Genomic DNA, 15,570 nt, shown 5'->3' with positions numbered 1-15,570 from the left:
ATATAAAGAATTCTTTATATTTGCTTTGACGGCGCGCTGCGGCTAGAGGCGGCGCGACGCGCACCTCGCGCACCAGCATTCACAATTGGAGACTTTTGACGTGGCGACCCAGGCTGAAACGCGTTTCACCGATTATGTCGTGAAAGACCTCGGCCTCGCCGATTTCGGTCGCAAGGAGATCGAGATCGCCGAGACCGAAATGCCGGGCCTGATGGCGCTGCGCGAGGAATATGGCGCGTCGAAGCCGCTGAAAGGTTCGCGGATCACCGGCTCGCTGCACATGACGATCCAGACTGCCGTCCTGATCGAGACGCTGGCCGAGCTGGGTGCTGAAATCCGCTGGGCATCTTGCAACATCTTCTCGACCCAGGACCACGCGGCGGCAGCCATTGCGGCTCGTGGTATTCCCGTCTTCGCCGTGAAGGGTGAGACGCTCGAGGAATATTGGGACTACGTGACCCGCATCTTCGACTGGGGTCGTGACACGACCTGCAACATGATCCTCGACGATGGCGGCGACGCGACCATGTTTGCACTCTGGGGCGCGCGCGTCGAAGCCGGGGAAGAGCTGTTCACCCCGTCGAACGAGGAAGAGGAAATCTTCGCCGCGACGCTGAAGAAGTTCCTGGCCGAGCGTCCGGGCTACCTGACCAAGACCGTTCAGAACATTAAGGGCGTCTCGGAAGAGACCACGACGGGCGTTCACCGGCTTTACGACCTCGCCAAGAAGGGCAAGCTCCCGTTCCCGGCGATCAACGTCAACGACAGCGTGACAAAGTCGAAATTCGACAATTTGTACGGCTGCAAGGAGTCGCTGGTCGACGCGATCCGCCGCGGGACCGACGTCATGCTCGCCGGCAAGATCGCCTGCGTCGCCGGCTTCGGCGACGTCGGCAAGGGTTCGGCAGCTTCGCTCCGCAACGGCGGCGCACGCGTCATCGTGACCGAGGTCGATCCGATCTGCGCGCTTCAGGCTGCGATGGAAGGCTATGAAGTCGTGACGATGGAAGAGGCCGCTCCGCGCGCCGACATCTTCGTCACCGCGACCGGCAACATGGACGTCATCACCCTCGACCATATGCGGGCGATGAAGAACATGGCGATCGTTTCGAACATCGGCCACTTCGACAGCGAGATCCAGATCGGCGCGCTGGCCAACATGAAGTGGACCGAGATCAAGCCGCAGGTCGACGAGGTCGAATTTCCGGACGGCAAGAAGATCATCGTCCTGTCGAAGGGGCGCCTCGTGAACCTTGGGAACGGAACGGGCCATCCGAGCTTCGTGATGAGTTCGAGCTTCACCAACCAGGTGCTCGCGCAGATCGAGCTCTGGACGAAGAGCGACCAGTACAAGAACGACGTCTACGTTCTTCCTAAGCACCTTGACGAGAAGGTTGCCGCGCTCCACCTCGAAAAGCTCGGCGTGCACCTGACCAAGCTTTCGGACAAGCAGGCCGCTTATATCGGCGTGTCCCCGGAAGGCCCGTTCAAGCCGGAGCACTACCGCTACTAAGCCAGTATTCGGGCGAACAATTCGGGGGGCGCTTCCAGAGATGGAGGCGCCCCTTCTGTTTGCCGACCGTGCCGGTTTGATTAGAAGGGCGGAAAGGATGAAATTCGAATGCGCCTGAAGCAGCCCTTCCTGAAACTGCCGATCCGTTTTGACGCGGACGCCCTGGCGGCAGAGGCGCGTGCTCTTCCGCCTTCGGCCTGGACTCCACACCCGACGGGCTTCGTCGGCAACGAGGCCGTTCGGCTGGTGACGCCCGCCGGCGAGGATAGCGACAATATCGAAGGGCCGATGGCGGCGACCGACAGCCTGAACCGCTGCCACTACGTCCGGCAGATCATGGCGGAGATCGGGGTGTCTGGGGCCGCAGCCGGTTCATGGGCCTGGCGCCGGGACGGGAAGTGCCGCCGCACATCGATATCCATTATTACTGGCGCACGCACCTGCGCATTCACATTCCGGTGATCACCAATCCGGGCGTCCTGTTCACCTGTGGCGACGAGACCGTCCACATGGCGGCGGGCGAATGCTGGGTGTTCAACAGCTTCCTCCGCCATGACGTTCAGAACAAGGGCGATGCGCAGCGCATCCATCTTGTGCTCGATACGGTGGGCGGAGGAATTCTCCCTGAACTGATGAGGGCGGCAGAGAAGGGGGCACTGAACCGCGGCTGTTGGCTCCTGGCGCTCGCTCTGGCCAAAGCTTAGTCTTCGAGCGGGTCAATTCGCCGAAGGTCATGTCACCTTGGGAGATGCGATGCCACCTCGCATTCATCCGCGAACAGGCCGGCACTGATCCGAAGATCGTGGAGTCTCTCGACAGGGTTGAATCCTTCATCGACGCCTGGGCCGCCAACTGGGCCCGCTTTGGAACCGAAGTTGAAGGGCGCGCGGTCTATGAAGGCCTGCTGAAGGACATTCGGGCGAGCCTGACGAAGCTGGAGGTCTCGTCGCTGGAAATGCCCAATGAGGTCTTCCTTGGGCGCATCCTCGAACAATTGATCTTCCAGATGGCGCTTGCCCATCCGGATAGCCGTGTCGCAAAGTCGGAGGCCCCGGTCGCTCACCCCGAGCCGGAAGAGAAGGCAACCGGAAGCGTGATCCTTTCCGGGTCGGCAAAGGCGTTTCGTCCCGCCGACAGGGAGCCGTACCGAAATCGCTTCGACCGGCCGCTCTTCGTCGTGAGCACCCCGAGATCGGGGTCGACCCTTCTCTACGAAACGTTCGTCAAGGCGCCCGGGCTTTTCGCCACTGGGGACGAGAGCCATCGCCTGATCGAGAACGTGCCCGGCCTTGCGCCACCGCAACGCGGATGGCTGTCGAACCAGCTCGTTGCGCACGATGCGACGCCCGAGCGCGCCGAACGCCTTGCCGAAGGTTTCTACCGGCAGCTCAAGGATCGCGACGGTCGCCGTCCGACAGGGCGGGTCCGGATGGTTGAGAAGACGCCGAAGAATGCTCTTCGCGTTCCGTTCTTCGACGCGATCTGGCCGGACGCCGAGTTCATCTATTTGTACCGCGATGCCCGCGAGACGCTCTACAGCATGATGGAGGCCTGGCACTCGGGCGGCTTCAGGACCTATCCTGGCCTGCCGGGCTGGCCTGACGGAACATGGTCGCTTCTGCTTGTCCCCGGCTGGCAGCAGCTCAAGCGGATGCAGATCCCGGAGATCGTTGCGCACCAATGGGCGATCACTACCGAGGTCCTGCTCGATGACCTCGAACGGCTTGGCGAAGGCCGCGTGCAGGCGATCGACTACGGAACCTTCCTTGGTTCTCCGCAGTCCGAAATGGAGCGGCTGGCAGCGGCCGTGGGACTCGGTTGGGATCGCAAGCTCGGCGACACTTTGCCGCTTTCGAAGACGACCGTTTCAAAGCCGGACCGCCAGAAATGGCGTCGGCTGGCGCATGTCATCGAAGCAGTCTGGCCGATCGTCGAGCAAGCCGATGAACGCGCCCGGCAATTCCTGGCTGACAGGCGCGTCCCGATCCGCGCGGCCGCTTAGTCACCAGCTTGGCGATTCCTTTGACGCCGGTTAGAGCGCCGGCAGCATTGCGCCCACGGAGTTTGCGCCAACCATGACATACCAAGTCACCCCGCCGGCTGCTGCCGGAGCAAGTGAAACTGCGGCTCCGCCAGCGCCTCCGCCCGAAGACACAAAGATCAGCGTATCGCGCGGACTGGCTTCCTGGCTGACTGCGAACCACACGAGCCTTGCAATCACGTCGTACCAGAGCGGCCGGCTATTCCTGGTCGGCACGATGCCGGACGGAACGGTCTCCGTGCATCAGTCGGCATTCAGCCGTGCCATGGGCGTTTGCTGGGATCGCAACGGCCTGTGGCTGGCTTCGCGGGTTCAGCTGTGGCGGCTGGAGAATATCCTGCCTGAGGGGATGACCGCGCAGGGCACCTACGATCTGTCGCTGATGCCCCGGCAGACCTTCATCACTGGTGACATCGATATCCACGAGGTGGGCGTGGACGGTGAGGGTCAGCCGGTCTTCGTAAACACAAGCTATTCATGCTTGGCGACGATCGATCCGGTGCACAGCTTCCGCCCGATCTGGAAACCGAGCTTCATTACCGAGCTCGCCAGGGAGGACCGTTGCCACATGAACGGCCTCGGCATGCTGGACGGGAAGCCGAAATACGTGACGGCGGTAAGCCAGACCGACGTCGCCGACGGTTGGCATGGCCGTCCGCTTCCGAAGGGCGTAGTCATCGACGTCGAGACTGGCCGCGTCGTCACCGACCAGCTGTCGATGCCGCACTCGCCGAGGGCGGGGCCGGACGGGAAGCTCTATGCTGTCGACAGCGGACGCGGATTTCTCGTCGAGGTCGACAAGGAGACCGGCGACCTACGCGACATCATGTTCTGCCCGGGATTCCTTCGCGGACTGGCCATCGTCAACGGCTATGCGATCGTGACCGTCTCCAAGCCCCGTTACGGCAAGTTCGAAGATATGCCGATCGCTGACGAGCTCGCGAAGCGTAACGGGACGCCCATGTGCGGGGTTCTAATCATCGAGCTTGCCACCGGGAAAGGGGTGGAGTGGCTGAAGCTTGATGGCGACGTGCACGAGCTGTTCACGGTCGAGCTGATGCCGGGCGTCAAATGCCCGATGGTCGTCGGCCCGGCGACGGAAGAATTCCCGGAGACGATTACCTTCGACGGGGAGTTCCAGACGAGCGCCGCCTAAGCGATAACCTAGCTGTGTCGGCTGTGCGACAATTCGCGTTTACCGGCTCGTACAGTCATGTTGCATTAATGCTACAACCGCCCGCGGAAATTGAGACTGGCGCGCTCTTCACTTTCTTTTCGTTACCGGTTTCGTAAGTCACCCATCGGGGAACCAATCACCACCTCCGAGGGGATCGAAATAGCCATGCGCTCACTTTCCTATGCGTTTCTGACGTCTGCGTCCTTCGCAGCGCTCGCGGTTGCGACGCCTGCGAACGCGCAGACACCGGATCCGGTCAATCCGGATCGTGACCCGTGCCAGGCACCAGCCGACCAGCGGGATCCGAAGGCAAATTGCCCGGCCGCCGACACTCCGGCGGGCGAAGCCATCCAGCAGGGCGCAGTTGCGACCCCGGCTGGTGAAGAAGGCGGCGTCGTCGTTGTCGGTTCGCGCATCCGCCGCGACCGCTTCAATACCGCTGATCCGGTCACCATCATCAACCGTCAGGCTGCGGTCGACGCAGGTTTCAACTCGACGGCTGAAGTTCTTCAGAGCGTCGGCGTCACCGGCGGCACGGGCCAGATCAACGACACGTTCGGCGGCTTCGTCGTCGAGGGTGGTCCGGGCGTCAACACGCTGTCGCTGCGCGGCCTTGGCCCGACCCGCACGCTGATCCTGCTCAACGGTCGCCGCATTGCTCCGGCCGGTACGCGCGGTCAGGTTGGCGCGGCCGACTTGAACGTCCTTCCGAACGCCATTCTCGACCGTATCGAGGTTCTGAACACCGGTGCGTCGTCGATTTACGGTTCGGACGCAGTCGCGGGCGTCGTCAATATCGTCACGCTCAGCAAGTTCAACGGCATCGCCGCGGAAGTCTCGGTTGGCGCTCCGGAAATCGGCGCCGGCACGACGCAGCGTTACGCGATCACCGCCGGTACGTCGGGCGAGCGCTTCTCGATTCTCGGATCGCTTGAGCTGTTCGACCGTAACCGCATCACGCAGGGCGACCAGCCTTGGGCCCGCTGCCCGCAGCAGCGCCGCCTGAGCCCGCTCGGCGTGAACGACTCGAACAAGTGCTGGCCGCTTGAAGAGGGTGGTGTGACGGTCAACACGATCGGCACCGGTTTCTACTTCACGAATAACCCGGCTGACCTCGCCCCGGGCTTCGAGACGGCACCTCCGGGTTACTACCTTTATTGTAACCGTTGGCGTCCGAATCCGGCCAAGGTCGGAACGACCCTGCCGGGCTTCGAGTGCGTTGGTGGCCTTCTGTACAACTACACCACTGGCGCCGGCTTCGGTACGAACCTGAACGTTCGTGACACCTTCGCGCCGTCGATGCTCCAGCAGGACATCATTTCGCCGACGCGGAACTACACCGGCTACCTGACCGGCACGTACGACACCGACTTCTTCGGCAACGGCCAGCTCTACTTCGAGCTGCTCGCAACCCGTCGTAAGTCGCAGCAGAACGGCCAGCGTCAGTTCACGCTGGACTATCCGGTCAACAGCCCGCTGCTCCTTGCTTCGAATGGCGGTCTATTCACCAGCATTCCGAGGCGCGTCAGCACGGCTTCGAACATCGGTGTTCGCGTGTTCGCCGACTACGGCATCTACGACAGCAGCCAGACCCAGGACTTCGTCAAGATGTCCGGCGGTTTCCGTGGCGACCTGCCGTTCCTGCCGACGTGGCGCTACGACCTCTACGCAGCGAAGAGCTGGCCGGACGGTACGTACAGCTTCGAGCAGATCCTTGCCGACCGTCTACAGCGCAGCCTCGACGTGGTCCCGGGTGCAACCCCCGGCACTTTCGTCTGCCGCAACACTCAGGGTGGCTGCGTTGCCGCTCCGCCAATCAGCGGCGCGATCATCGGTGGTCAGGCTCGCACGGCTGCGCCTGCGTGGTTCGACTATGTGACGGACGATGTCGTCGGCCACACGGCGTTCCGCGAATGGACTGCCAACCTCACCCTCGACGGTCCGCTGTTCCGCCTCCCGGGCGGCGACGCGCAGATGGTTGTCGGCATGGAGTACCGCAAGTCGAGCATCAACGACGTCCCGTCGGAAGACGCGCAGCGGAACAACCTGTACAACTTCTCGTCCGCTCCGATCACCCGTGGTTCGGACAGTGTCTGGGAAGCGTTCACCGAGCTTGAGTTCCCGATCCTCAAGAACGTACCGTTCGCCGAGGCTCTGACGCTCAACGCTTCGGGCCGCTACACGGATTATAAGTCGTACGGTTCGGACGAGACCTACAAGATCGGCGGTCTCTACTCGCCGACCCGCTGGCTGTCGTTCCGCGGCAGCTACGGAACGTCGTACCGCGCTCCGGCATTGTTCGAGCAGTTCCTGGGATCGACGACGGGCTTCCTGTCGGCGCAAAGCACGGATCCTTGCACCAGCTTGTTCAACGTCACCAACCCGACCATCCGGGCGAACTGTCTGGCTCAGGGGCTTCCGAACAACTTCATCAACAACGGAAGCGTCACTGTCTTCCAGCGTGGTGGTGCGGAAGCTGGTCTGTCGGCCGAGACGTCGAAGAACCTGACCTTCGGCGGGGTTCTCCAGCCGACCCTTGGTCCGGACTTCGGTAACCTCTCGCTGGCGATCGATTACTTCCGTGTCGAGATCAACGGCGGTGTGTCGCAGCTCGGTGCGGGTACCCTGACCCGTGGCTGCTACAACGGCACTCACCCGGAATACTGTCAGTTCGTGACCCGCGCGCCTTACACGGGACCGGGTACGGGAGCGCTGTCGGTCGTGCAGACCTACATCAACATCGCGACCGATATCGTGAAGGGCATTGACTTCGTGCTCCGTTACGATCGCGAGTTGGGCCCAGGTAAGCTCGACATCGGCGTCCAGGCGATCAAGATTATCGACCGCGTGAACCAGACCGACCCGGACTCGGAAGCGGTCGATTACGCCGGCTCGATCGGCAATCCGAAGTGGGCGGGCACTGCTCACATCGGTTACGATTGGGGCTCGTGGTACGCGCGCTGGGGCGTCGACTACATCAAGGGAACGGACGACCGGTTCCTCACCGAGGACTTGGGTTACGATCCGGCTGTCTACGACTTCTCGATGCCGGACTACTGGCTGCACACGGCCACGATCCGCTTTGAGCCGTCGAACCGCTACAGCCTGACGCTCGGTATTCGGAACATCTTCGACAAGAAGCCGCCGAAGATCACCGCCGAGGATCCGTTCGTGAACACGATCTCGAACGTTCCGCTGCAGTCGGGCTTCGACATGCGCGGACGTACGTTCTTCGTGAACGCGCAGGCCAAGATCTTCTAAGATCGGTCCAAGCGAACAACTCGACGGGCGGGAGAAATCCCGCCGTCTTTTTTTATTTTGCTCCGATGGTTGCGACGGGGCGCTTTCTATCCTTTGCAAGCGTAGCTCAGCGACTAAAGTCATGATCGCTTCGCGAAGTAGGGAGACGAATGGGCGAGCTGGGGGGCTCAGCATGGCTGGCATTGGTGATTGCGGGTCTTTGGCTCGCGATCGCAGCCGCTTTGCTCGTGCTTGCCGTGCGCCGAATGCGGGAAGCTGGGGCAGTCATTGACGCTGCCACGTCGATGGCGGCTCTTCTCGACGTTGCGCCAGCGCGACCGCTTCTCGTTCGACCGGACGGATCGCTCGAAGCGGATCAACGCCTCCTGAGAGAACTCGGGTTGGAGCGCTCCGTTACGCGATGGGCTGATCTTGGCGGCGACGATCAAGGACTGATCGACGAGGACTTGGCCGCGCTGAAGTCTGCAGTGGACGCTTCGGCCCTCTCAGGAACGTCGATACAGCGCCAGGTGAGGGCCTCCGGATCGGACCGCGTGTTCGATGTGCGTGGCGGTCCTGCTCCGGCCCATGAGCCCGCGGGCACCATCCTTCTCTGGTTCTCCGATACCAGCGCAGCGGAGGCGGAACGGTCGAAGTTGTCACTTCGCATCCGGCAGACCGAAGCAGCGTTCGATTCGCTCACTCACCTGATCGAGGCCGCCCCATTTCCAATGTGGTACCGCGGCCCCGATTTACGGCTCGGCCTTGTCAATCGCGCCTTTGTCGAGGCTGTGGAAGCACGCGATGCCTCGGACGTCATTTCCCGGTCGATCGAGCTGGTCGATGCAAGCGGACAGGATAGCGCGCGGGCTTCGGCGGAGGCGGCGCTCGAATCCGGCAGGCTCCAGACACGCATCCAGCCTGCAACAATTCGTGGCGAGCGGCGCGTGATGCGCATTGTGAACGTGCCGCTGACGACAGGCGCGGTCGCCGGCTTCGCGATCGATATCCAGGAATTGGAAGACGCCCGCTCGGAGCTATCCCGCCACGTGCAATCTCAGCGTGACCTGGCCGACCGCATGACCGCGGGCACGGTCCAGTTCGACGCCGATCGCAATGTCAGTTTCTTCAACCAGCCTTTTGCAGTCATGGCGCAGCTTGATCCGGAATGGCTTGCGGAAGCGCCCGAATTTGATCGCGTCCTGGAGCGGATGCGGGAGCGCAACCGCCTTCCGGAGGTCCGCGACTTTCCCGTGTGGAAGGCCGAGAAACGCGAGTGGTTCACCAGTCCTCAGGAGGTCATCGAGGAGGACTGGATTCTCGCCGACGGCGATCACCTGAGAATGGTCGCTCAGCCGCTTCCCGACGGCGGCCTTCGCATGTTCCTGGAGGACCGCACAGAGCAGGTTAGGCTTGCGTCCGCGCGCGATACCTTGTTGCGGGTTCGCGCTGCGACATTCGACAATTTGTTCGAGGCCATCAGCGTCTTCGCTAGCGACGGCCGTCTCTACCTATGGAACAAGAGGTTCCGCGACGTCTGGGATCTTGAGGAAGAACGGCTGACCGAACACCCGCGTGTCGACGAGCTGGTGCCGGCGATGGCTCGGAAACTCGTCAATCCGACCGCTGCCGCCCAGATTCGCGAGATGGTGCGGCACACGACGAATGAGCGCCAGCCCGCGAGTGGCCACATTTCGCTGACGGACGGCAGGCATTTCGAATTCGCGGCGGTACCGCTGCCAGACGGAAATGCGCTCTTCACGATGGTCGATGTGACGGACTCGACGCGCATTCAGGAGGCGCTGCGCGAACGCGCGACCGCGCTAGAGCAAGCCGATCGGGTAAAGACCGACTTCGTCGCTAATGTCAGTTATGAGCTGCGGACCCCTCTGACTTCGATCGGCGGATTCGCCGAGATGCTGGCTGGTGGTTATGCGGGCAAGCTGGCTCCGGCGGCAGCCGATTACGTGAGTGCCATCCTCGAAGCGGTGGACCGCCTTTCGAAGCTGATCGACGACGTCCTCGCGCTAACTCAGGGAACGGCGAGCGGGATCGCTTTGGAGCGCGAGCGAGTGGACCTGTCGGGATTGTGCCGGATGGCGGTCGACACGGTCCAGCCGAGAGCGATCGAAAAGGACCAAAAGCTGGAAGTCGACATTGCGCCCAGCACGGGGTTTGCGTTCGGTGACGTCCGACGCCTCAGGGAATCGATCGAGCACGTGCTTACGAATGCCATCGCTTACACCGACAAGAAGGGTCGCATTCGGATTGAAGCATCGGGCGATGACGAACAGGCCGTGATCCGGATCGTCGACAACGGTATCGGTATCTCCAAGCAGGACCTGCCGCGTGTCTTCGAACGTTTTGACCGGATCAACGAGACTGGTGTCCGCGGCGAGGCTGCGCTTGGCCTTGGCCTTCCACTGACGCGGCAGTTCATCGAGGCACACAGTGGTCATGTCGAGCTGGAATCGAAGAAGGGGAAGGGGACGACCGTGACCCTGACCATCCCGCGCGGAAGCAAATGAATCTTGCGGATGAACAAGCGACCGAAGCTTTGGGGAGGCTGCTTGCCCGTGCCGCGCGAGCCGGGGACGTGATCACAATGTCTGGGCCACTCGGTGTGGGGAAAACTGCGCTGGCACGAGGCTTCCTCGGTGCGCTTGGTCATGAGGGCGAGGCGCCGAGCCCGAGCTTCGCGATCGTTCAGCCCTATGAGGACCTCGAACCGCCCGTCTGGCACGTCGACCTGTTTCGGATAAACGATGTCGGTGAGTTGGAAGAGCTCGGCCTCGAAGCGGCGGCAGACGGCGTTCTACTAATCGAATGGCCGGAAAAAGCGGGCGATCAGGCGTGGCCGCAAGCCCTTGGACTCACCTTGGAATTTGCTGAAGGCAACGCGAGGCGCTTGACAGCGAAAGTCCCGCCTTCATGGCAGTCGCGATGGCCTCCTCAATGATTCCGCCGCCCCACGCGCCCGCATTCCTCGCTTCCTGCGGATGGGCGGGAGCCGAAATCCTGCCGCTCGCAGGCGACGCATCGTTCCGCCGCTACTTTCGGATAGTCCAGGGCGATCGCTCGGCCGTGCTGATGGACGCGCCGCCCGAGCGTGAGGATGTCCGGCCGTTCGTCGCCGTTGCCGAGTGGCTTGCCGAGAAGGGCCTTACAGCGCCGGAAATCCTGGCTCGGGACATTGAACGGGGACTACTTCTGCTCGGCGACTTCGGCGATTGGCGGTTGCGGGAATATCTCGACAGCGAACCGTCGCGCGAGCGCGAGCTTTACGAGCTCGCGACCGACGTTCTCATCCACCTCCACCGGCATGAGCCGATGCCGGGCCTGCCGCCGCACGGTCTCGAACAGTGGCTGGAAGAACTGAAGCTATTCACCGATTGGTATTGTCCGGCGGTAGGATTGTCCGTTGATGCCGGGGCATACCGGGACGCCTGGACGAAGGTGCTCGAGCCGGTTGCGAACGATGGTTTGGCACCAGTTACCGTCCTTCGCGACTACCATGCCGAGAACGTGATGCTGGTGGAAGGCCGCGAGGGTGTGGCCCATTTTGGTCTGCTTGATTTCCAAGACGCTCTCGCGGGCCATCCCGCCTACGACCTTGCGTCCGTACTCGAAGATGCCCGACGCGATGTTCCGCAGGAAATCGAGCGAGCGATGCTCGACCGCTACATTGAGGCAACCGGCAACGGGCAGGATTTCGAGCGAGCTTATTGGACGCTGGCCGCGCAGCGCAACACGCGCATCCTTGGTGTCTTCACCCGCCTCTGGAAGCGCGACAACAAGCCGCACTATACGCATTTCCAGCCGCGGATGTGGGGTTTGCTCGAACGCGATCTCTCGCAGCCCGGCCTGGAGCCGGTTCGCGAATGGTTCGATGCCAATGTCGGCGCGGACTATCGCGTGGCCCCGTGGAAAGAAGCCGCATGACCGCTGCACGCCGTGCACTAAGGCTCCGCGCCGAAGTCGCGGCGGATGTGCCCAAGACAGCGATGGTGATGGCCGCTGGCCTCGGCAAGAGAATGCGCCCGCTGACCGCCACTCGGCCCAAGCCGCTCATCGAGGTCGCGGGCAAGCCGCTGATCGATCATGTGCTGGACCGGCTTCGGGCAGCGGGTGTCGAGAACATCGTCGTCAACGTTCATTATCTTCCCGGTTCGATCGAAGCGCATCTCGCGGCCAAGGCGCAGGACCTGAACGTCACCATTTCCGATGAGCGAGGCCTGCTGCTCGAGACCGGGGGTGGAATGGTGAAGGCGGCTCCGCTGATTCACGACGACCCGTTCCTGGTAGTCAACAGCGATAACCTGTGGGTCGATGGGCCGGCCGATACGCTCAAGCTGCTGGCTTCTCACTGGGATAGCGCGCGGATGGACGCGCTTCTGTTGCTCGTGCCGCACGCGCGAGCCCAAAATCATCGCGGCTTGGGCGATTTCCACATGGACCGGACCGGGCGCCTCCGGCGCCGCGAGAAGTCGCGTGTTGCCCCGTTCGTGTTCACCGGGATTCAAATCGTGTCGAAGGCGCTCCTAAAGGACGCGCCCGACGGAGCTTTCTCAACGAATGTATTCTGGGATCGTGCGATCGAGGCGGGCCGCTGCTTCGGAGCGGTCCACCAAGGCCTGTGGTTCGACGTCGGAACACCGAAGTCCATCGGTGAAACCGAAGCTTTCTTGCAGAATGTCTGACGGCCGCGCTGCGCGCCCTGCCGTTTACAGCATACCGACGCATCGCTCGTTCGCGGATTCGCTTGCGGCGGGCCTGATCGCGAAATTCGGGGACGACCCACTTCGGCTGGCTTCGGGCCGGATCCTCCTTCCGAACAACCGTGCTGTCAGGACGATCACCGATGCGTTCGTTCGGGCGAGCGGATCCGGCCTCTTGTTGCCCCGCCTGATCCCCATCGGTGATCCGGAGCTGGACGAGCGGATCGGCGGCGCGCTCGATCCCGCTGGTGACGAGGAGCCCGTGCCGCCTGCGATCGAGCCGTTGGAGCGAATGGCGATGCTCGCGGCATTGGTGCGCGGACCCGACGAGTCCGCCGCCGAAGCGATGCGCCTCGCTTCCGAGCTGGCCCGAACCATCGACGCCTTGATCATCGAGGAGGTCGATCCCGCAAGGCTCGCCGACGCCGTCGCGGATGCGCCGGAGCTCGCCGCCCATTGGGAGAAGGCGCTGGAGCGATTCCGGGCGGTGCTCGAACGGTGGCCAGCGATCCTCGCCGAGCGAGGACGTATCGATCTGACCGATCGCCGCAATCGCCTGCTTCGACGCACTTCCGACCGCTGGGCTGAAAAACCGCCAACCGGCTTCACCGTCGCAGCGGGCATTACGACGGCTGCTCCCGCGATCGCAGCGGTCTTGGCGCGGGTCGCTCGAATGCCGGAAGGGATGGTCGTTCTTCCGGGCCTCAGCCTAGCCGGGTCAATGTCCGACGAAGAGTGGGATGCGCTTGGCCCGGACGACCGGGGCCGCACCGAGGAAACCCACCCCAATTTCATCTGAAGGTCTTGCTCGACCGAATTGGCGTCGCGCGAGGAGAGGTCCTATTGTGGCCGTCATCGGGAAGGGCGGCATCACCGGCCGTTCGCACTCGCGCGGTCTCGCATGCGATGACCGCCGCGGATTTCAGCGACAAGTGGAATGGGCTCAAGCCGGCTGAGCGCCGATTGACAGGCATCAAGTCCGCGGAATTACCCGATCCGGCGGCAGAGGCGCAGGCAATAGCGCTGGCAATTCGCGAGGCGCTGGAAACTTCGGGCCGCACTGCAGCGCTAGTAACTCCAGACAGGCTATTGGCGCAGCGAGTCTCGGCGCTTCTCCGCCGTTGGGGGATCGATGCTGACGACAGCGCGGGGCGTGCGCTTTCGCAGCTTCCGCCGGGGACCTTGTTGCTCGCTATTGCGTCGGCGGCGGCTGAGGACCTGGCACCGGTGGCCTTGCTCGCCCTGCTCAAGCATCCGCTGGTAGGCGGTGAGGGCGAAGCTCGCCGCAAATGGGTCGACGATGTTCGCGTGCTCGATCGCGCATTGCGCGGTCCGAGGCCGGCGAGTGGGCTAGAAGGGCTCGACGAGCATTTCGCGCGACAGGAGAAGGAGGTTCGAGGCTGCGTGAAGGCGTGGCAGCGCATCCGCCCTCATTTGGGCAAGCTCGAAGGCCTGAAGTTCGCGGTCACGCTTTCGGACCTTGCCTCTGGAATAGCTGGGGCCGCCAAGCAGCTTGCGGGTGATCGGGTTTGGGCCGGGTTGGATGGTCGCTCCGCGGCCGATCTCTTCGCCCGAATCCAGTCCCTTCCTGATTCAGACCTGGCGATTGCTTCCGAGGACGCTGTCCCGATCATTGGGCAGCTGCTCGACGGCATTCGCATCCGACCACCTTACGGTGGACACCCCCGGGTCTTCATCTGGGGATTGCTTGAAGCCCGTCTTCAACAGGCGGACCTGATGATCTTGGGTGGACTGAACGAAGGCGTATGGCCGTCGCTTCCCTCGCCTGATCCCTGGCTCGCACCCAGAATTCGCGCAAATCTCGGGTTGCCGAACCTCGAGTTCCGGGTCGGGCTTTCGGCGCACGACTTTGCCAGCGCACTGGGAGCGCCACACGTGCGCATTACCCGGGCGCGCCGTGACAGCCGTTCGCCGACGATCGCGTCGCGTCTGTGGCTCAGGCTTCAGGCCATGACCGGTGGCCTTGTGCGCGACACGAGGCTGGAGCGCCTTGCGCTCGCACTGGACGACCCCGGAGCTCCGCGGCCCGTCGACCGTCCGGCGCCGAAGCCGCCGCGTGAACAGCGGCCAACGAAGATCTCGGTCACGTCCGTCGACAGGCTGAAGGCTGATCCGTTCGCATTTTATGCGCAGGCGGTCCTGGGATTGCGCCGTCTCGATCCGGTCGATGCCGACCACAGTGCCGCTTGGAAGGGAACCGCAGTTCACGAGGTTCTCGAGGCTTGGCTTCGCGACGAGGGTTGCGACCCTGCAAAGCTAGTCGACCGCGCGCGGTCTCTTCTCGCGAGCGAGACCATTCATCCGATGCTCCGCGCCCTATGGCAGCCGCGCCTTATGGAGGCGATCCGGTGGATTGAAGAGCAGGAGGTTACGAACCAGGCGCTGGGCCGCCTTCCGATAGCGGCGGAGAAAAGGGGCGAGGTTAAGCTCGATGGAGTCCTGCTTCACGGCAAGGCCGACCGCATCGACCGGTTGCCGGACGGGGCGCTCGCAATTGTCGATTACAAGACCGGCAAGGCGCCCGCGCAGAAGGCCGTCGAGGCCGGCTTCTCTCTGCAGCTGGGGCTACTTGGCCTAATCGCGGAGGCCGGAGGGTTCGAAGGCATATCCGGCCACGCGCGAACTCACGAATATTGGTCGCTCAGCAAATACGGCGACCAGTTCGGCAAATGCGTCCGCCCGGACAAGAAGATGGGTCCGGACGGGTTCCTGGAGCATGCCCACCGCAACTTCAGCGAGGCCGCGCGAAAGTGGCTGACCGGCGTGGAGCCGTTCACCGCTAAGCTGAACCCGGCCTACGCTCCTTATGGCGATTACGACCAGCTGATGCGGCTCGAAGAATGGTACGGCCGCAAATGAC

12 protein-coding genes are annotated in these 15,570 nt (G+C 63.0%); all 12 read left to right on the top strand.

Annotated elements, in window-relative coordinates:
* The first annotated feature begins 100 nt into the window (after positions 1-100).
* A complete protein-coding gene (gene ahcY / locus H9L14_RS06840) occupies positions 101-1,513 on the top strand; it encodes an adenosylhomocysteinase (RefSeq protein WP_187709716.1) in 1,413 nt (470 codons plus the stop codon).
* A gap of 108 nt (positions 1,514-1,621) precedes the next feature.
* Complete coding sequence (locus H9L14_RS06835; RefSeq protein WP_187710025.1) at positions 1,622-1,975, top strand: hypothetical protein; 354 nt, start codon at positions 1,622-1,624, stop codon at positions 1,973-1,975.
* The gene (locus tag H9L14_RS06830; protein WP_187709715.1) at positions 1,888-2,217 is read left to right on the top strand and encodes an aspartyl/asparaginyl beta-hydroxylase domain-containing protein; all 330 of its coding nucleotides are present in this window, start codon (positions 1,888-1,890) and stop codon (positions 2,215-2,217) included. Before H9L14_RS06835 ends, H9L14_RS06830 begins: the two co-directional genes overlap by 88 nt.
* A 44-nt stretch (positions 2,218-2,261) precedes the next feature.
* Positions 2,262-3,515: a sulfotransferase family protein gene (locus tag H9L14_RS06825; RefSeq protein ID WP_187709714.1), complete on the top strand. Its 1,254-nt coding sequence runs from the start codon at positions 2,262-2,264 to the stop codon at positions 3,513-3,515.
* 73 nt (positions 3,516-3,588) lie between these two features.
* On the top strand, positions 3,589-4,710 hold the full coding sequence (locus tag H9L14_RS06820; protein WP_187709713.1) for a TIGR03032 family protein: 1,122 nt from the start codon (positions 3,589-3,591) through the stop codon (positions 4,708-4,710).
* A 186-nt stretch (positions 4,711-4,896) separates the two neighbouring features.
* On the top strand, positions 4,897-7,992 hold the full coding sequence (locus tag H9L14_RS06815; protein ID WP_187709712.1) for a TonB-dependent receptor domain-containing protein: 3,096 nt from the start codon (positions 4,897-4,899) through the stop codon (positions 7,990-7,992).
* Positions 7,993-8,141: 149 nt separating this feature from the next.
* Positions 8,142-10,499 (top strand): PAS domain-containing sensor histidine kinase, encoded by a 2,358-nt coding sequence (locus H9L14_RS06810; RefSeq protein WP_187709711.1) that lies wholly within the window; start codon positions 8,142-8,144, stop codon positions 10,497-10,499.
* On the top strand, positions 10,496-10,930 hold the full coding sequence (tsaE, locus tag H9L14_RS06805) for a tRNA (adenosine(37)-N6)-threonylcarbamoyltransferase complex ATPase subunit type 1 TsaE (protein ID WP_187709710.1): 435 nt from the start codon (positions 10,496-10,498) through the stop codon (positions 10,928-10,930). The genes H9L14_RS06810 and tsaE overlap by 4 nt, the downstream gene beginning before the upstream one ends.
* Complete coding sequence (locus tag H9L14_RS06800; protein WP_187709709.1) at positions 10,927-11,913, top strand: aminoglycoside phosphotransferase family protein; 987 nt, start codon at positions 10,927-10,929, stop codon at positions 11,911-11,913. Before tsaE ends, H9L14_RS06800 begins: the two co-directional genes overlap by 4 nt.
* Entirely contained in the window at positions 11,910-12,671 is a 762-nt protein-coding gene (locus H9L14_RS06795) for a nucleotidyltransferase family protein (protein ID WP_187709708.1), read from the top strand. The genes H9L14_RS06800 and H9L14_RS06795 overlap by 4 nt, the downstream gene beginning before the upstream one ends.
* A complete protein-coding gene (locus H9L14_RS16970) occupies positions 12,664-13,488 on the top strand; it encodes a PD-(D/E)XK nuclease family protein (protein WP_343070244.1) in 825 nt (274 codons plus the stop codon). Before H9L14_RS06795 ends, H9L14_RS16970 begins: the two co-directional genes overlap by 8 nt.
* The gene (addB, locus tag H9L14_RS06790) at positions 13,425-15,569 is read left to right on the top strand and encodes a double-strand break repair protein AddB (RefSeq protein WP_343070243.1); all 2,145 of its coding nucleotides are present in this window, start codon (positions 13,425-13,427) and stop codon (positions 15,567-15,569) included. The genes H9L14_RS16970 and addB overlap by 64 nt, the downstream gene beginning before the upstream one ends.
* Position 15,570 lies beyond the last annotated feature (1 nt).

The sequence above is a fragment of the Sphingomonas sediminicola genome (assembly GCF_014489515.1).
GTDB classification, from domain to species: domain Bacteria; phylum Pseudomonadota; class Alphaproteobacteria; order Sphingomonadales; family Sphingomonadaceae; genus Sphingomicrobium; species Sphingomicrobium sediminicola.
The sequence above is the reverse complement of the archived record's forward strand: the minus strand, read 5'-3'. Positions and strand labels throughout refer to the sequence as shown.